At 37.9% G+C, this 17,355-nt stretch carries 13 protein-coding genes and 2 pseudogenes; 1 reads left to right on the plus strand and 14 read right to left on the minus strand.

Going from position 1 to position 17,355, the window contains the following annotated elements:
• Positions 1-335: 335 nt before the first annotated feature.
• The 8 genes from cccB to flaG all read right to left on the minus strand — a co-directional run bounded on the left by cccB (position 336) and on the right by flaG (position 10,541).
• Positions 336-677: a cytochrome c551 gene (gene cccB, locus J2S08_RS14655; protein WP_307230752.1), complete on the minus strand. Its 342-nt coding sequence runs from the start codon at positions 675-677 to the stop codon at positions 336-338.
• 456 nt (positions 678-1,133) lie between these two features.
• Positions 1,134-2,238, minus strand: a protein-coding gene (gene prfB, locus J2S08_RS14660; RefSeq protein ID WP_307230754.1) for a peptide chain release factor 2 whose coding sequence is annotated in 2 segments (ribosomal slippage) — positions 1,134-2,165 and positions 2,167-2,238 — 1,104 coding nt in all. Because the reading frame shifts where the segments join, the coding sequence is not laid out codon by codon here.
• A 119-nt stretch (positions 2,239-2,357) separates the two neighbouring features.
• Entirely contained in the window at positions 2,358-4,871 is a 2,514-nt protein-coding gene (secA, locus tag J2S08_RS14665) for a preprotein translocase subunit SecA (RefSeq protein ID WP_307230756.1), read from the minus strand.
• 756 nt (positions 4,872-5,627) lie between these two features.
• The gene (hpf, locus tag J2S08_RS14670) at positions 5,628-6,182 is read right to left on the minus strand and encodes a ribosome hibernation-promoting factor, HPF/YfiA family (protein WP_307230758.1); all 555 of its coding nucleotides are present in this window, start codon (positions 6,180-6,182) and stop codon (positions 5,628-5,630) included.
• Positions 6,183-6,947: 765 nt separating this feature from the next.
• Positions 6,948-7,295 (minus strand): flagellar protein FliT, encoded by a 348-nt coding sequence (locus tag J2S08_RS14675; RefSeq protein ID WP_307230760.1) that lies wholly within the window; start codon positions 7,293-7,295, stop codon positions 6,948-6,950.
• On the minus strand, positions 7,292-7,696 hold the full coding sequence (gene fliS, locus J2S08_RS14680; protein ID WP_307230762.1) for a flagellar export chaperone FliS: 405 nt from the start codon (positions 7,694-7,696) through the stop codon (positions 7,292-7,294). Before fliS ends, J2S08_RS14675 begins: the two co-directional genes overlap by 4 nt.
• A 379-nt stretch (positions 7,697-8,075) precedes the next feature.
• A complete protein-coding gene (gene fliD / locus J2S08_RS14685; RefSeq protein ID WP_307230764.1) occupies positions 8,076-10,103 on the minus strand; it encodes a flagellar filament capping protein FliD in 2,028 nt (675 codons plus the stop codon).
• Between the two features lie 78 nt (positions 10,104-10,181).
• On the minus strand, positions 10,182-10,541 hold the full coding sequence (gene flaG, locus J2S08_RS14690; protein ID WP_307230766.1) for a flagellar protein FlaG: 360 nt from the start codon (positions 10,539-10,541) through the stop codon (positions 10,182-10,184).
• Positions 10,542-11,496: 955 nt separating this feature from the next.
• Between flaG and J2S08_RS14695 the strand changes: the two genes are divergently transcribed.
• The gene (locus J2S08_RS14695; RefSeq protein ID WP_307230838.1) at positions 11,497-11,724 is read left to right on the plus strand and encodes a hypothetical protein; all 228 of its coding nucleotides are present in this window, start codon (positions 11,497-11,499) and stop codon (positions 11,722-11,724) included.
• A gap of 1,031 nt (positions 11,725-12,755) precedes the next feature.
• On the opposite strand, the gene J2S08_RS14700 is transcribed toward J2S08_RS14695, so the two are convergent.
• The 6 genes and pseudogenes from J2S08_RS14700 to fliW form a co-directional block, all read right to left on the minus strand.
• A complete protein-coding gene (locus J2S08_RS14700; protein WP_307230768.1) occupies positions 12,756-13,124 on the minus strand; it encodes a hypothetical protein in 369 nt (122 codons plus the stop codon).
• Positions 13,125-13,164: 40 nt separating this feature from the next.
• Positions 13,165-14,409, minus strand: a complete 1,245-nt coding sequence (fliB, locus tag J2S08_RS14705; RefSeq protein ID WP_307230770.1) for a flagellin lysine-N-methylase — start codon at positions 14,407-14,409, stop codon at positions 13,165-13,167.
• A 235-nt stretch (positions 14,410-14,644) separates the two neighbouring features.
• A pseudogene (locus J2S08_RS22565) lies at positions 14,645-14,905 on the minus strand (flagellin); the annotation flags it as partial.
• An 876-nt stretch (positions 14,906-15,781) separates the two neighbouring features.
• Positions 15,782-16,168 (minus strand): annotated as a pseudogene (locus tag J2S08_RS22570) (flagellin N-terminal helical domain-containing protein); the annotation flags it as partial.
• 363 nt (positions 16,169-16,531) lie between these two features.
• On the minus strand, positions 16,532-16,759 hold the full coding sequence (csrA, locus tag J2S08_RS14715; protein WP_307230840.1) for a carbon storage regulator CsrA: 228 nt from the start codon (positions 16,757-16,759) through the stop codon (positions 16,532-16,534).
• Positions 16,760-16,761: 2 nt separating this feature from the next.
• Positions 16,762-17,208 carry a flagellar assembly protein FliW gene (gene fliW / locus J2S08_RS14720; protein ID WP_307230773.1) on the minus strand — a complete coding sequence of 149 codons (447 nt, stop codon included), beginning with the start codon at positions 17,206-17,208 and terminating at the stop codon, positions 16,762-16,764.
• Positions 17,209-17,355: the final 147 nt, after the last annotated feature.

Genomic DNA, 17,355 nt, shown 5'->3' on the forward strand with positions numbered 1-17,355 from the left:
CGTTCTATGATGCATGAAAGAGAGATTTTTCACGAATCATGTTGCAAATATAACTATATAATACTGGCTGGCATTTCGCTAATATGTTGCAAGAAATGCAATATGTAGTTTTATATCGAGTTAAATCGAAAAATGAATCACAACTATTATAACATCAACAATTGTCTTTTTAACGTGAATTTATATTACATTTTTATTTCAAAACGATAAAACATGCTAAAAACTGCTATTGTTCGATGAATGAAGCATTTTTTTCATAAAAAAATGCCTTGATGTTTATTTTTACATCAAAGCATTTCAACCGTGTTTTTATTAAAAATAATGGTTAAAAAGATTTATTTCTTATTAGCTAACCACTCGGCTACTTTCTCTGCTTCTTCACCTTTCACTGTCCCTTTAGGCATTCTGCCTTTCCCATTATTGATAATATCAAGAATGCCATCTTTGTCATAGGTTGCACCTACCGTCTTTAATGATGGAGCACTTTTCCCTTCTAAGTTGTCGCCATGACACATAGAACATTTTTGATCGTAAATTTTTTGTTCGTCTCCAGCTCCCGCTACCGTTTCACCATTTGTTACAGTATCCTCTTTTCCCTTGTCGGAATCGCTTCCACAAGCTGCAAGACTAAATGCCAACGTCGTCCCCATTAAAATAGTGAAAAGTTTCTTCTTCATGTTTTTTGTCCCCCTCTTAAACAAAATGCTGTCAAAATTAGTATACCAACATTATGCTATTTTGAAACCATTATCCATTGCTGCAAAAATGTCTAAAACATGCGCAAAGCCTGATGGTTCAAAGGTTAAGGGGATTTGTTTCAACTTTGTGAACCGAATTCAGACAGTATCTATTCTTTTTAAACATGTTAAAAAGCTGATGTTTCACGATAAAAATTAAATAACGAGAGATCACGATATAAATAGATTATCAGCTAAATCAACCAGTTTAGCCGGAACGGACTAGTTACAAGCCTATTTCAAAGATCTTTAAGCCGAAATGTATTAGTTATAGGCCGATTTTGCCAATATATCGTCCAAGACAAACACGCTTTAATCATCCGATTAGTGGCTGCCATCCCAAAAAAGGTGAAGAAAAATAATCTCATTTCTCCACCTTTTCGTTAGGGCTCAGTTTTACACCTGCGACCGTAAATATCCATCAATAAATATGTCTATTTCGCCGTCAGTTACTGCTTGGACGTTCCCGACTTCCGTATTGGTTCTATGGTCTTTGACCATTGAATAAGGATGGAACACATAAGAGCGAATTTGGCTGCCCCAGCCAATTTCTTTTTGCTCTCCACGAATTTCGGCCAATGCTTTTTCTTTTTCTTCAATTTCACGTTGATAAAGCTTGGCTTTGAGCATATTCATCGCGCGCTCCCGGTTTTTAATTTGAGAACGTTCTGACTGGCAAGTAACGACAACACCAGTCGGCAAATGTGTGATACGAACTGCGGAATCTGTCGTATTGACGTGCTGTCCGCCTGCTCCACTGGAACGGTACGTATCAATTTTTAAATCTTCGGAACGAATCTCCACTTCAACACCATCGCTAAACTCCGGCATGACATCACAAGAGACAAACGATGTATGGCGTCTTCCAGATGAATCAAAAGGAGAAATGCGGACGAGGCGATGGATGCCTTTTTCTGCTTTTAAGTAGCCATATGCATTATGGCCTTTAATTAATAAAGTAACACTTTTAATCCCTGCTTCATCTCCAGGCAAATAGTTCAATGTCTCCACTTTGAAGCCTTTTTTCTCCGCCCAGCGTGTGTACATCCGTAAAAGGATAGAACCCCAATCTTGAGATTCGGTGCCGCCAGCACCAGGATGAAGCTCAAGAATGGCATTATTTTTATCGTAAGGACCACTTAATAAGAGCTGAAGCTCGTAATCATTCAATTGCTTCGTAAATGCTTTTAGCTCTGTTTCAAGTTCGGCTTCCATCGCTTCATCTTTTTCTTCCTCTTCTTTAATGAGCTCATATGTCAGTTCTAGATTTTCCTGTGTTTCTAACAGTTCTTTATATTCATGCACCAAATCCTTTAGTGCGTTTAATTCATTAATAACAGTTTGCGCTTCATCCTGATGATCCCAAAATCCTGGATCAAGCATTCTTTCATCCAACTCAGCAATTCTTACCTCTTTATTTTCGAGGTCAAAGAGACCCCCTAAAATCCGCTAATCGCTTGGCGGTTTTTTCTAACTCTGATCGAATTTCAAATAATTCCATCTTCTTCACCTCTGTAAAATGAAATATATTATGATTATCACTGTGAAACATTTTACACAAACATCGCCCTTCACTTAGGGGTATGCTTCCCTAAGTGAAGTTTTACATCATATACGATCTTATGCGTTTTTGCCACAGCAATGCTTGTACTTTTTGCCGCTTCCACATGGACAAGGTTCATTGCGTCCAATGGTCGGACCTTTTTTAACAGGCTTTCTCTTTACCTTTTCGCCATCTTCTTTCGGATTGACTGCTTCACCTTTCGCTACTTGCTGGCGTTCAAGGTTATTGCGAATTTCTGCTTTCATTATATATTTAGAAGCATCTTCTTCAATTGCCTCAATCATTCGTTCAAACATCATAAAGCCTTCATTTTGATACTCGCGCAGCGGATCAATTTGACCGTAAGCACGCAGATGAATCCCTTGGCGAAGCTGATCCATCGCATCAATATGGTCAATCCATTTTGAATCGACAGCTCGGAGCAGAACAACCTTTTCAAATTCTCGCATTTGATCTTCTGCCATTTGCTCTTCTTTTTCATTATAGCGCATTTTCACTTTTTCCATCATCAGCTCTGCCATTTCTTCCGGTTCTTTGCCGCGAAGATCGGTTATGGCAACGTCCCCTTCAGGAAGCAGATTCGCATGGACATAATCGATGATTCCTTGAAGGTTCCATTCTTCTTCTTCCTCTGCTTTTGGCGTATGGACACTGACTACTCGATCGACTGTTGATTGAATCATCTTCTCTACAATCTCTCGCAAATGTTCGGATTCTAATACTTCGTTGCGCTGATTATAAATAATCTCCCGCTGCTGGCGCAGCACGTCATCATATTGCAGCAGCTGCTTCCTTGCATCAAAGTTGTTCCCTTCCACACGTTTTTGCGCAGATTCAACCGCTTTGGTTACCATTTTGCTTTGAATTGGCTGAGAATCATCCATTCCTAAACGCATCATCATACTTTTCATATTATCAGAGCCAAATCGACGCATTAGTTCATCTTCCATCGAGAGATAGAACTGAGTTACGCCTGGATCGCCTTGACGTCCAGAACGACCGCGAAGCTGATTGTCAATCCGTCGAGATTCATGACGCTCTGTACCTACAACTGCAAGGCCGCCAAGCTCTTTTACACCTTCACCAAGCTTAATATCCGTACCACGTCCTGCCATATTCGTAGCAATCGTAACCGCTCCCTGATGGCCAGCTTCAGCAATAATTTCTGCTTCTCTACCATGATTTTTGGCATTTAATACATTATGCCGAACCCCTTTTTTAACTAAAAGCTTTGAGATTAATTCTGAGGTTTCAATGGCAACCGTCCCAACTAAGACGGGCTGCCCGGCTTTATGCCGTTCTGCAATGTCCTCTACAACTGCTCGGAATTTTCCTTCCATGCTTGCATAAATCAAATCAGGACGGTCATCCCGTACAATTGGCTTATTTGTCGGTATTGGAATAACCCTCATATTATAAATGTTCCGAAATTCTTCTTCTTCGGTTTTCGCTGTTCCCGTCATTCCTGCAAGCTTTTTATACATTCTGAAGTAGTTTTGGAAGGTAATCGTCGCCATCGTCATGCTTTCATTTTGAATCTCGACTCCTTCTTTCGCCTCAATCGCTTGGTGTAGACCATCACTAAAACGGCGTCCTTTCATTAAACGTCCTGTAAATTGGTCAACAATGACAATCTCGCCTTCTTGCACGACATAATCAACATCAAGATGCATACTGACATGTGCTTTCAACGCTTGATTGATATGATGATTTAATGTGACATGCGTAATATCAAAGAGGTTGTCAATTCCAAAAGCCCGTTCTGCTTTATTCATTCCTTCTTCTGTTAATAGTACGCCTTTTGTTTTCTCATCATAAGTATAGTCTTCCTCTTTTTTCAACGTCCGAACAAACGCATTCGCTTGTATATATAGCTGTGTAGACTTTTGTGCTTGTCCAGAAATAATGAGCGGCGTCCGCGCTTCATCAATAAGAATAGAGTCAACTTCATCAATGACCGCATAATGAAGAGGGCGCTGTACCATTTGTTCTTTATACACGACCATATTGTCCCGAAGATAGTCAAAGCCAAATTCATTGTTTGTTCCATACGTAATGTCTGCTTCATACGCTTCTTTCTTTTCTTCCTTGGAAAGACTATTCAAATTAAGACCAACTGTTAGACCGAGAAATTCATATAATTGCCCCATCTCTTCAGCATCACGGCTTGCTAAATATTCGTTCACTGTAATGACGTGAACACCTTTGCCAGAGAGGGCATTCAAATAAACGGGCATTGTTGCTGTCAGTGTTTTCCCTTCCCCCGTTTTCATCTCTGCTATATTTCCATCATGGAGCGCTGCGCCCCCCATTAGCTGCACCTTAAATGGATACATATTTAAAACACGCTTTGCGCCTTCTCGAACGACAGCAAAAGCTTCTACAAGCATATCATCAAGTGATTCACCATTTTTGTAGCGTTCTTTGAACTCAGTTGTTTTTTGACGGAGCTCCTCATCTGTCAACTGTTCCATCGTGCCGCTTAGTGCATCAATTTTATCTGCTATTTTCTCCAGGCTTTTTAATTCCCGCCTGTTCGCATCAAACACTTTCGATAAAAAACCAGCCATCTATATAACGCTCCTTTATTATAAAGTGATACAAAATCACTGTTTTCACTATTCTTATCATTTATCCCAAGTTTTGTTTTTAAGGCAATGCTGCTTTTTGTGAAACACGAATGAAGATTCTGCCTAATAGAAAGACACTTATAGAAATAAATGAAGTTTAAAAGTATTTTTTTGAGATAAACCTGTTCTATTAATAGGATTCAAACTGAAGGAAAGCAGCAGAGAAGTTCGAGGAAAAAGTTATAGATAAAAATAATCAATTTTCCTGAGAAATTTCTAAGGATCGACTAGAAAACGTTTCGAATCAGTGAAACCAATAACTAGAAAAGCCGCTAGCTATTTTCCCAAACTTTTTTTCACAACTTCCATCGCTATTTCTTCTTTTTAATATTAACACTATCACCTTTAGGTGACAACTTGCAGCATGAGGAAAGCCCTTACAGACATAAGAGTTTTCATTTATGCATGTTCAACATCACAATCGTGAAAAGAGTAAAATATAAGTTCATTTCTATGCCTCAAATATGTAAAGATGAGATTTGTGTATAGATCGCTACCTATTTCTATGTTATAAATAGCATCTTAAAAGCAGATTAGAAATGATGATTCAGCGTATTTCCCCCTTGTATATATCCCATTAATTACCTCTCCAAAGACAACAAAAAATGATCGCCACATCAAACAGCTTCCACTAAACATTTCTAAAGAAAAAGACTGGCCCAACATTTCAAAACCTTTGGGCCAGTCCTGTCTTTATTAGTTTGTTTCAATTAAACCATATTTTCCGTCTTTGCGGCGATACACAATATTGGTGCTATTTGTGTCTGCATCTGTATAAACAAAGAAGCTATGGCCAAGAAGATTCATTTGAAGCACAGCCTCTTCGCTATCCATTGGCTTTAAATCAAAACGCTTCGTTCTTACAACCTCTAAATCGTTTTCCTCTTCATCTTGCGCTGCGCCGTTCCCAGCCACATTTGCAAAAAATTCTTTCGTATTTCCGCGTTCGCGAAATTTACGATTTACTTTTGTTTTATGTTTGCGGATTTGCCGCTCTAATTTATCTACAATTAAGTCAACTGCTGCATACATATCAAGATTTGTTTCCTCTGCCCTCAATACTAGGCTAGGAAGTGGGATCGTAATCTCCACTTTGGCTGTTTTATCTTGATAGACTTTTAGATTTACATGGACATTGGCGTTAGGAGTTTCATTAAAGTAACGATCAAGCTTGCTTACTTTTTTCTCTACATAATCACGAATTGCAGGCGTTACCTCAATATTTTCGCCACGAATGTTGTAATTCATCATGTGGATTCCTCCCTTTGTAAATGCTTCACTTATATACTTCTCCACATTACATCTAAATCCCTGCATAGACCGATTGAGGAATATGTCATACTGTTGACAAATAAGCTTGTATGTGTAGCAATTTGTTAAAGCAAACTGGTCAATAACAGGGAGCAGATGGTAGTGGGACTACTTCTATTTTAAACTTTTATTCCATCATATGCAAAAGGAGACATTCAAAATGACCAAATACTTTCTTTCACAACTCCTAACATTCCACAAATATACCCGTTCACATACACAAAATGTCAGCTAGAAATAGATCGTGACAAAACTTTTCGAATTTAACCTTCATGATTAATGAAGGAATGAGGAATTCAATTTTGATTGAATGACAGGCTGTCTTATTGCGACAGCCAATTAAAAGTATTCATGACGCTGTAAGCAGTTGGTCAATGTGCAACTTGCTAAGGTCACATAGCAATATAAAGTGAAACTTCCATGAGTCGGGGTTTTTTCTCATCCCCTACTGGACAAGAAGTAGAACAAAGGCTTAAGATCGCAACGTCCTCGAAAAGGAAACCGCTTTTCTTCGTGCGATGTATCGCTGCCGAAGCTTTCCTTGTCCTGTTGCAACGCCTTTGTGACCTACGTCCTGTAGGCCCGAACCAATCGGACATTTGACTTTCAGTTATCTCCCACCTAGACTTCTTCGATTCCTCTTACTATCCAAGGTGGGGGGCTTACTGCCAGTTAAATGTGGGATAAATGTTTAATGACAACTTACTAATTACGTTTATCATAGAAGACGCTGGCAGTTTGTAAGTTTTCATAAGGATTAGCATATTTTTTCACAGACACTTTTTCTTTCTCTAATCCATTCATATCGCGTTGAATAGATTGGTAAATCTGCTGCAGCAAAGAATCTATCAACTTATTTTTTTCAACCATTTCTCTTCCTAGTTTTTTCTCTTCCTCTGTATAAGGCGGCTGGATGCTCGGAAGCAATTGCTCTCGTTTTGCAAGCAATCGGTCGATTTGTTCAATTTGCTCATCGCGCTTTTCTTTCGTTGCCGCTTGCGTTAAGGCAAGGAGCTGTTCGGTAGTTTCATAGCATTCCTTTACAGCAGTCATGCTTGTCCACCTTCCGTACCAAATTGTTGAATTCTATTTTCTTGAATCACTTGCTTCCATGTGTCGCGAAATTCTCTTATTAATTCTGCGGCTTCATCAAGCATAGCTGGGTCATTTTTCACGTTTGCATCCATTAATCGGCGATGAACAAAGTCATAAATAGCCAACATATGAGTTGAGATGTCTGCATCTGGCTTTAATGTTACCATCAATTCTTTTACAATTGCTTGGGCTTTTTGAATATTTTCGTTCTTCTCTGTAATTTTCTGTTGTTCCATCGCTGCTTTGGCGAGTGTAATAAATTTCAAACATCCATTATACAGCATCAAAGTTAGTTCACCAGGAGAAGCAGTGTTGATCGAATTGTTTTGATATGTTTGATATGGATTTTTAGCTGCCATGAATCAGGACACTCCCTTTATCTTGCTAAAAATAAAGTGAAACTTCCATCAGTGGGGGTTTTCTCTCATCCCCCACTGATGGTTAGTTGAACCAATCGGACATTTACTGGCAGTTATCCCCCACCTAGACTTCTCGATTACTCTAACTCTTGAGGTGGGGGTCTTACTGCCAGTTAGATGTGGGATAAAGTGAAACTTTTTTATAGTTAATTGTATACCAGTCTAAAGTCTCACTTATTTTCATTATATCACTTAAAAAATACCTAGTAATGTAATAACACTTTTATTTTAAAAACTTAACTTTTTTGAAGTTATATCCAAAGAGACCAGCACTACATGAAATTTTGTGAAATGAATATTTGTATTTTACATCGGATTTCTATTGACCCATTCCGAATTGTTGCATTAAATAAGCTGACTGCGAGTTTGCACGCTGTATTGCTTGTTCCATTCTCGTATATTGACGCCAGTAGCGTTCTTCCACCATTTTTAAGCGTTCCGTATAACGATCAATTCGTTTATCGACATCATCTATTTCTTTTCCGATTGCAAAGTCATTATTACCTGATTTATCCTGCCCAGCTTTTAGCCTTAGTTTCTCCATTATATCGGTGGCATCATCGTAAAGACGTCGGATGACTCCTTTTTCATTTTCGCCGCCATCATCGCCGCCGCGAAATAGATTTTCAACTGATTCAGGATCGGCTTCCAATGCTGCTTTTAATTTTTCTTCATTGATTTCGAGCTTACCACCAGAAAGATAGTCTTTTGTCGTTGTTATGCCAATACTAGCAAGTTGCTTGAACATCCCATCATTTTCAACACTCCCATACAAGGAGATCCGCATTTGTGATAGCGCAGAAGAGAGTATGACATCGCCTTTTAGCAATCCACTTTTAGCTTTTTCCTCCCACGCTTCCTGTTGTTTATCAGAAAGCTCCCCCTTCTGTTCATCTGTCAAAGGAAGGAAATCTCGATAACGTTTTTCAGAAGTTTTGTTCTGGATCATATCAATGAGCTTATTGTATTCATTAACGAAATTAACAATATTGTCGAATGTTTTTTGATTATCGTTGCCAATCGTTATCGTTTGTTCTTCATCAAATGTTTGCTTTAATGTAATCGTAACGCCATTCATCGTAAACGTGTTTGAACTCCGTTCTGTAGCCAAACCGTTAATGGTAAGCACTGCATTTTGCCCTTCCGTATAGTGCTTATTTTCAAATTGCAACAGCTTATGAAGAAAGTCGCCATTGGTAATGATATCAGGCTCGTCATTGACTTCATTAAACTTCCCTGTCTCCGACCTCGTAAGTGAGATGCGGTCCGTATGAGCATCATAGAACATGTTGACACCAAGTTTTGATTCGTTTACCTTTTTCATTACATGATTTAGCGTTTCATTCCCTTGGATAATAAAGTTTTCACTCATTTCCCCATTTGATGTATGAGTTGTCAGGTTAAATGTAGCATAATGCTGTTTGTAAGAAACAGAAATTTCTGTTCCTTCTTCTTGATTTTCTGTGAAAGTAATAACACCTGTTTCTTTATCGACAGTTCCAATAACCTCGCCATCACTGCTTATCAGCTCTGTCAACCCTTCGCTATTTGTCTTTGCTTCATATTTCTTATTATTAATCTGAACAGTCAATTCTGCAATCGACCCTCTACCTAAATTCCACGTTTTAATGCCATTCTCTGAAGCCGTACGCGTATCTGTTTTTTCATCAAGGATATAATCGACTTTAACCGTACTGCCTTTCTTGACTTCCGAACCGAATTGCATTGTGCCATCTTCTTTTACTAACACTTCATTGTCTTTTAAAACCGCACTTTCATCGGTGACAACTTGAAACGTTTTTCCGTTTACTTTCACAGACATTTTAGCTAAATCCTGCAACTTAGCATTTTCGATATTGAGATTAATCTCTTTTGTATCTTCCTTGGTATCAATGTTTTTATGTTGCACAACACCTTCCGACCACTGAAAGTCGTTCCCTGCTGCGAATTTATCCATTTGGCTATACAAGCCTTTATTGACATCGATTTTTTCTCCACTTGAGATAGCATCATCATTTAGCATATAAGCTGCTTTAGCTAGCTGCTTTACATTTGATATTGTATAAGATCCTCTGCTAGCTGCGGCAGAAGCAACCGCGCTTAGTTTTGCCTCATCACTAGATGCTACTGTTCTTGTTTTATATGAGGATTCTCGTCTCATATCAAATAATAAATTCCTAAATTGGAAAAATGATGCATTTATTTCTCGATAATCATTACGTTTCCATTCCAATATTTGTTTCTTTTGTTTCAGCTTATCTAGTGGAATCCGCTCTACGTTCATTAAATCGCGGACAATAGAATCAATATCCATACCGCTTGCTAATCCACCCACGCGCATCACCATGTTGAACACTCCTTAAATTTTTATTTCGTTATGTTTCCCAAAATACAAATTGATTCTAGTAATACTTAACTCCTTTTACTAGATTTTCTTGTCTACCATCAAGCCTACAAATTCTGTCATTGCGGCAAACATGTCCAATAATTTTTTTGGTGGGATTTCTCGAATAATTTCGTTCGTTTCTTGATCGATAATCGTAACATAATATTCATTTAATTGATCATGAAACTCGAATTTCAAGTGACGATGAGAGTTTTCCATCACTTCGTTCATGACTTGAACTACATGATCGATTTCTTTTTTTGGAAAAATCCCGTCTCTCCAATCCTTTGCATCAGACTGAACTATGTTCGATACAGCCGCTGCTTTACTTATTTCACTCTTAAGACTATCAGCGATGAGATTAGTAGAACCAATCTTGCCCCCAAATCGTTCAATCATAACGTTCTCTTCCCTTCACCATTTTAAATTGTCTAATTATATTATCGGGTTAGACTTCTTATTGTTTAGCAAATGGAAGCGAAAATGAATTACTTACATGCACAAATTTTCCCCTATTAAATTTAATCGTAAGACTCCACCTTCTTTAATGAAATGGTTTTACAAACAAACTTAATAAATCATCGAAAATTTTTATCCCACATCTAACTGGCAGTAAGCCCCTACCTAAAGAGTAAAAAAATCTAAGCGCTGGGTAGGGATAACGGAAATTTATATGTCCGTTTCGTTCGGGTCAGCAGAATGCTTGGTCAAAAGGCATTGTCACATGACAAGAAGTGCTTCGGCATCCATAAATCGTACGTGGAAAAACGATTCCTTCTTTTTCGAGGATGTTCGTTCTTAGCTTGAACTCTATACATGTTGAGAACCCCTTCACTACTAGAAAGTTTCACTTTGTTTGATGTAAAGAATAAGTGATGTTTCATGAGGAATCACCCATAAATGGAAATAGAACACACTTGACATTTTTTAAATTAATCATGATTCATCTTGACGTTGCTTTGAAAAGGTGCTAAGATGTAGACAATCAATAATTTCTCAAAGACTTAACCTCTCTTATATAGATGATAGGAAAAGGGCTCTGAGAGAATTATCCATAAGTATGTATGACCTCCGAAGTATGTATGTTGAAATGCCCTCTAGCTTATTGTAGAGGGTATTTTTATTTGCTTAGCACTTAGCACGAGAGAAAACTCGTGCTTTTTAACATATTCTCCATAAAAGGGGCATCCACCCAAGAATTTAAAGGTATAGGTACATATCCTGTAGGGAAGCAAAAAAATGAAATTAGAGGAGGAACAAAAAGATGCAACCTATGCCTTATGAAACGACGTTAACTTACGGTCCTGAAATGGATGTTAGTTACTATGAGGCACCCTCATATAGCCATCTCTCTATGGATTCATCCTATCAACAAGAACCTTATTATTTTCGAAACAGAGAAGCGGATGAAAGAATTCGACCATTTGGTTTTGGTCGCCCATTTTTTGGCGGACCTTTTTTCGGAGGACCTTTTTTCGGAGCTCCTTTTTTAGGCGGGGTATTAGGCGGATTAGCAGGGAGTGTATTATTTAATCCATACCTTTATGGTCCACCATATTATCCTTATGGATATGTATGGTAAATAGAGAAAATGAAGATCGTCAGCTTTAGAGACGTAAAATAAATTTTTTTTCATCACGGACATTAGTAAAATAGAAGTGGTAAGGGAGAATAGACATCGCTTACCGCTTCCAATCTTCCATTTTATCAAACCTCTCTCCTGTATTATTTTCCCTTTCATATAGGGAACTTTGCAGATAATGGGCTTTGCGCTCAAAGCTTTACCAGATGTGTGTACATTTTTTCAGAAGATGAGTTTTTGAGCTTATTATTAGCTTAGATAATCATTCAAATCCTTTTGCAGAAACATACTGAACCGACTTAAACGCTTGATTTACTGTTTTCAAGATGTACGCAAATGTACTTCCCGTTTAGGATCGTTCACTTCACCAGCTTAAACTCGCTGCTTTACATCCACATCTCCTTTATCTTTTCACTTGTTTCTTGGCTGAATTTGCCCAATGTCTTATTTACCTTTTTGGTGTCATAAGAAGATTGTTCTGCTTCCGAATTTCCTCGGTAACAACTCGCCCATCCCTTTCCTTTCTCCCCTTGCTTGTGATGCTTCAATAAAAAGCGCTGAGTTCCGAAGGATTGTTTGCTCAGCACTATGATCATTGCTATAATCTGTGTTATTTCCTAAGAATCTGTTTCAAGTCGTTACCGTCTTATATCTACTCCACTGTTCTTTGAATCATATGACGGTTCAACATCAGTTGTCTGTTTATTTGTGTAATGAGTAATTATTTGAACTGCGTTTGCAGTTGTATCTGTTACCTTCAATGATTCATTCGATCATTACTTTTCCCCTATAAACTCACGCAAAAAACCGGATATGCCTATCATCGCATTCCGGTTATCGAAGTGTGTTAATAGCGTTTTCACACAAGTGTTGTTATGAGCATTTTGACATCATGCCTTATCAATGAATCAGCAAAAATGAATAACAATAACGTCTTCATTGACCGTTCGTTTTTAAGAGTTCCTTTTCGTTCAATCATATCAGCAATGTTCTACTACAGTTCTAACTAAACCTTGCTGATGATGTACTGTTTACGAGAGTATATAAGGACGTAAATTGGTCAATATATTTTCTTTCAAGCTTTGAAAATGAGGCATTATCTTTCTCTTTAATATGATGTTGATTTCTTCAAAGCGGCTATTTTCATAGCTTTTAATGACGTCTTCCATTGCATCTTTCAATGGACTGTAGTACTCTTCAAGATGGTTGAAAGATAGTTGTTTTGAAAAAGGGGAAATTGACTTTTCGATTTCAAATATTGCAGTGAAGACATCACTAAATAACGGCAGCGCTTGTTCAAAATATCCTGATTCTAGTTGCAAATGAATATGATTCAAAGCTTCTTCGCACGTTTCAAATAATTCATTTATTCGTCTCATTACATCTATATATTTTTCCAATTTTGCACATCCTTTGGTCTGTTTATAGAAGTTTTATCCGTTAGTTTTTAATTAAAATGGCCATAAATGCCATCGTGGTAAAACCATTCTCCGTTAATAATTTTTCAATTTCTCTAAGATAAGAATGATTGTGCTCTACTACTCTTGAAAAGGATTGAATCAATCGAATCACATGATCAGGAGAAAATTCCTTTTTATAATACCCCGCCATCCCAATCAAATGGAGTTTAATCATGGCGTAATGTACAATGAACAGCACATATTCATCAAAAACATGTTTCCCCCTGTTGATTGGAAACAAGTTCTTAAAAACGTAATGAACAAGATAATTTTCAAGAATATAATCATGCTTTTTCATGAATGGCAAATAATATGTATCATGTGCTTCTTGATAGCACACAGAGATGTTTTCGATAGTATTCCCTACTGTATAATTTATTCCTATCAACATCTCTTTAAAACATTGCATATACCTCTCGTGATTTCCCCCCTTAAACAACCGTAGATCCGTAAGTTCCTTCACTAATTTCATCTGAATCGTAGTTAAAGCAGGAATAGTCGATAAACTTTCGTCTAGCTCGTGTTTCTCCATCATTGTTGTATAAGAAGCGATGAGTTGTGGTATATATTCGATTTTTTTTTCATTCACATATTCTTGCAGCTTTTGATAAAACATTCCTAAAATAATTAAGCGGTCAGTTAACGAATAGTGACGATTTTGGATTACTTGGATGGTGAAAATCCGCAGGTCCCAGAAGTGGTGCTCTATCTGATTGACATCTCTATTCATCGTATCTATTTTTTTGGATGGTTCATCACGCAACGTTGTTGTATACGCTGCTATTTCTTCAAACTCTATTCTCTCTGTATTGAGGAGAGCAAGCCGAGCCGCTTCTGGACAAGACATCGTTGCCGACTTTTCGAGGGTATTGTTCACTTGATTCGTTATTCTTGGATAAGTACTACAAGTGACAGATAGATAATCTTCTCCTAATTTTTCTTGAATGCTGCAAAGCTTTTGTTCATTTAAAAGGGGACAATCCCCACTTGCATTTAAGTTTATTTTCGCATAATATTTTTTACTTGGAGTAGATCGATTTCGTTTTATATGCTTTTTTAAATCTTGTTTGATCTCCTTATTGGCAAGATTGGTGTACTTTTTATAGGTATCATGATCGACACTAATACGCCAGCCCCGGCAACAAGTGTCTTCACATGCTGAGCCAATACAAGAAAAGGTTTTGATATAGGAAGGTACTAAGATGCTTCGCTGCTTCGCTGTCATTTTTCATTGCTCCTTTTTTAAAAACCTATCATGCTACTATTTATATATCGGGCATTTTCTTTGTTTTTGAAGTACATCCTATAGAATAAAGACGCATAATAGTATAAAAGCTATCTCACTAATCTCCTTCCCATCACCATTTCTCACTTGAACAGTAACCAAACATCACATCCTTTTCACTCCGAAGTAAAAAATGGGGACCCTAGTAAAACTAGAGTCCCCATTTTATCAAAGATTAACGTAATAATTGAAGTACACCTTGTGGTTGTTGGTTTGCTTGCGCTAACATAGCTTGAGATGCTTGTGTAAGGATGTTGTTCTTCGTGAACTCCATCATTTCTTTCGCCATATCAACGTCACGGATACGTGATTCAGCTGCTGTTAAGTTTTCTGAAGATGTACCTAAGTTGTTAATAGTGTGCTCTAAACGGTTTTGGAACGCACCAAGCTTAGAACGCTCTGCAGAAACTTTTTCAATTGCATCGTTGATTATTTTAACTGCATCAGCCGCACTATCGTGATCTAATACATTTAATGCACTTCCTACTGCAACGTTGTTTGTACCATTTGTTACTTCCAATCCTTCTGTAACAGTTGTACCAACTAATCCTAGTTTGCTAGCACTCATATTGCCAATGTCAAGTTGCATTGTTTGGTTTTTATTTGCACCGATTTGCAACGTAGCTTTAAATGATTCTCCATCACCAGTTGTTTTGCTAACTTTTGGTCCATCTTCAGAAGCTGTTACTTGCGTTAAGGTGATACTTTTCTCATCAGTACCAACTGAAGCTGTATACTTTCCAGAAGCGGCAATGTTATCAGCTAGCTCAGTCAAGTCTTTAAAACCGTTAGCACCTTCACCATTGTAAACATAAGTCTCGTCATCAATTACTATTTTTTGGCCATCTCTAAGTTCTGATGTATCTAATTTGAATGAGTAAACCCCTTCTGTTCCCGGTTCTTTTTCTGTACCTGTAACACCTGTTGTTTTTACTTCAAATTGTCCTTTTACAGTATTATTAGTACTGTCGAAAGCTAATGCTGTATCTGAAGCAACTTTTTGTGTGAACGTTACTTTATTTCCATTAACTTGAATGTCATAATTCCCACTTATAGTAGTGTCAGCTTGAATAGCTTTGATAGTTGTTTCAATATCAGTTGTCCAATTAATTGCTGTGCCGCCATCAATTGTAACACTTTCACCTGTAGCTAACCCAGTAAGGTCAATTTCGTATACACCCTTTACTGGAGCAGGGTCATATGTTGCAACTTTTCCAGGTGTTGTAGTTGTCACTGCAATATCTTCCACACCACCGTTTAACAATTTCTTCGTGTTAAACTCAGTTGTGTTGGAAATACGGTTGATTTCTGATGTTAATTGGTTGATTTCTTTTTGGATTTCTGCGCGGTCGCTGTCAGCGTTTGTATCGTTACCAGCTTGAACTGCAAGTTCACGCATACGTTGAAGGATTGCGTGTGTTTCGTTTAATGCACCTTCAGCTGTTTGGATAAGGGAAATACCGTCTTGAGCGTTTTTAGATGCCATGTCTAAACCGCGGATTTGTGCGCGCATTTTTTCGGAAATTGCTAGACCTGCTGCATCGTCGCCTGCACGGTTAATTTTTAATCCAGAAGATAATTTTTCCATGTTTTTGGATGCTGCGGTTGATCCCATAGAAAGTTGACGATGAGTGTTCAACGCGGCAATGTTATGATTGATAATCATGTTCGATTTCCTCCTTGAATGTGTGGTCCACATCCGTATGGACCATTGTTTTATTGGTCGTAAACAGGTTGCCAAGGGCGGCCGTCCCCTGCCTTCCTGCTTACAACATATATATCGGCTCCATTTACAATTGTTTAATCGTTTTTGTCATTTTTTCGATTTTATTTTTTCTTTTTGGCGAAAAAATAGATGAACGACAGATTTCTTCTTCATGATAAAGACAAAATATGCTTTGCCGGTGCTTAATTTCTCCTGTTATTCATTCGCTAAATACATGTTTATTAGACAGATTCTATAGCGTGTACATCTTAAAATAAGAATCTGTTGTTTTCGTCAGCTTCTACGTCCCCGAATTTCTATTATTTTAAGTTTGAATATTGGACGATTTTGTTATGTTCATTCCTTATCTGTTTTCGGCAGGAGTGTGAAGAGATCAGCGATCGCTTCGGAAGCAGCTTCGTTTTCCGCTTGAATCTGAAGATAGACTTCTTTGCGATGGATTTCGATATTTTGCGGTGCTTGAATGCCGATCTTTACTTGATCGCCACGGATTTCAGCAATCGTGATTTCAATATCAGGGCCAATTTGAATCACTTCGCCTTTTTTTCTCGTTAAAATAAGCATATTCACTCGCCAGCCTTTCCCGCAGGTGTTTGAAAGAGCAAGTGCTTTGTCGTATAGTGTTCCTCATTTAAAATGATCTGTTTTGCCTGTTTTTCTTTCATATTAAAAATCAGTGGTGCACGTAAATTTGCAGTCGTTTCTGAAAATGGTTTTTGTACTGTTAAGATGATATGGACGTTGACATCCTCTTCACCTGCAATTTTTAACTGTTCAAGCGTTTGGTCATCCAGTTTAAAATGGTAATCAGGAAAAAACGAAAACGGATTTGTAATTACAAAGCCAAGCAACGGATTGGCAATCGATTGCAGGACAAAAAACAGATCATTATTTGGAAGCGGCAGCATCACAAATGCTGTTTCGTCTGGAAACCCCGGCAGGCCATAGTAAAACTTCCAAATATCAGATTCCTTGATTACGATTTCCCCATGGTACTTCGTTTCAATCTTCATTCTTATCAAACTCCGTTCTGCCCCTGCACTAGAGGGGATATATATAATATGTTCTATATTTTACACCAATAAGGTTAAAACCAACAGAGTCTGCTGCAATGAAACGATAAAGGAGGTGACCCAAAGCACGCTTATTACGCCCTTTGT

It is taken from the genome of Bacillus chungangensis, assembly GCF_030812995.1.
Lineage (GTDB): Bacteria > Bacillota > Bacilli > Bacillales > Bacillaceae_C > Bacillus_CF > Bacillus_CF chungangensis.

What these genes read in the sequence shown, in the direction of transcription:
- secA (WP_307230756.1), bottom strand. Translation starts at nt 4,871, where the DNA reads ATGGCTGGTTTTTTATCGAAAGTGTTTGATGCGAACAGGCGGGAATTA.
- hpf (WP_307230758.1), bottom strand. Translation starts at nt 6,182, where the DNA reads ATGATGAATTACAACATTCGTGGCGAAAATATTGAGGTAACGCCTGCA.
- csrA (WP_307230840.1), bottom strand. Translation starts at nt 16,759, where the DNA reads ATGCTTATTTTAACGAGAAAAAAAGGCGAAGTGATTCAAATTGGCCCT.
- J2S08_RS14695 (WP_307230838.1), top strand. Translation starts at nt 11,497, where the DNA reads ATGGATTCATCCTATCAACAAGAACCTTATTATTTTCGAAACAGAGAA.
- flaG (WP_307230766.1), bottom strand. Translation starts at nt 10,541, where the DNA reads ATGATTGAACGATTTGGGGGCAAGATTGGTTCTACTAATCTCATCGCT.
- fliB (WP_307230770.1), bottom strand. Translation starts at nt 14,409, where the DNA reads ATGACAGCGAAGCAGCGAAGCATCTTAGTACCTTCCTATATCAAAACC.
- J2S08_RS14675 (WP_307230760.1), bottom strand. Translation starts at nt 7,295, where the DNA reads ATGACTGCTGTAAAGGAATGCTATGAAACTACCGAACAGCTCCTTGCC.
- fliW (WP_307230773.1), bottom strand. Translation starts at nt 17,208, where the DNA reads ATGAAGATTGAAACGAAGTACCATGGGGAAATCGTAATCAAGGAATCT.
- cccB (WP_307230752.1), bottom strand. Translation starts at nt 677, where the DNA reads ATGAAGAAGAAACTTTTCACTATTTTAATGGGGACGACGTTGGCATTT.
- fliD (WP_307230764.1), bottom strand. Translation starts at nt 10,103, where the DNA reads ATGGTGATGCGCGTGGGTGGATTAGCAAGCGGTATGGATATTGATTCT.
- fliS (WP_307230762.1), bottom strand. Translation starts at nt 7,696, where the DNA reads ATGGCAGCTAAAAATCCATATCAAACATATCAAAACAATTCGATCAAC.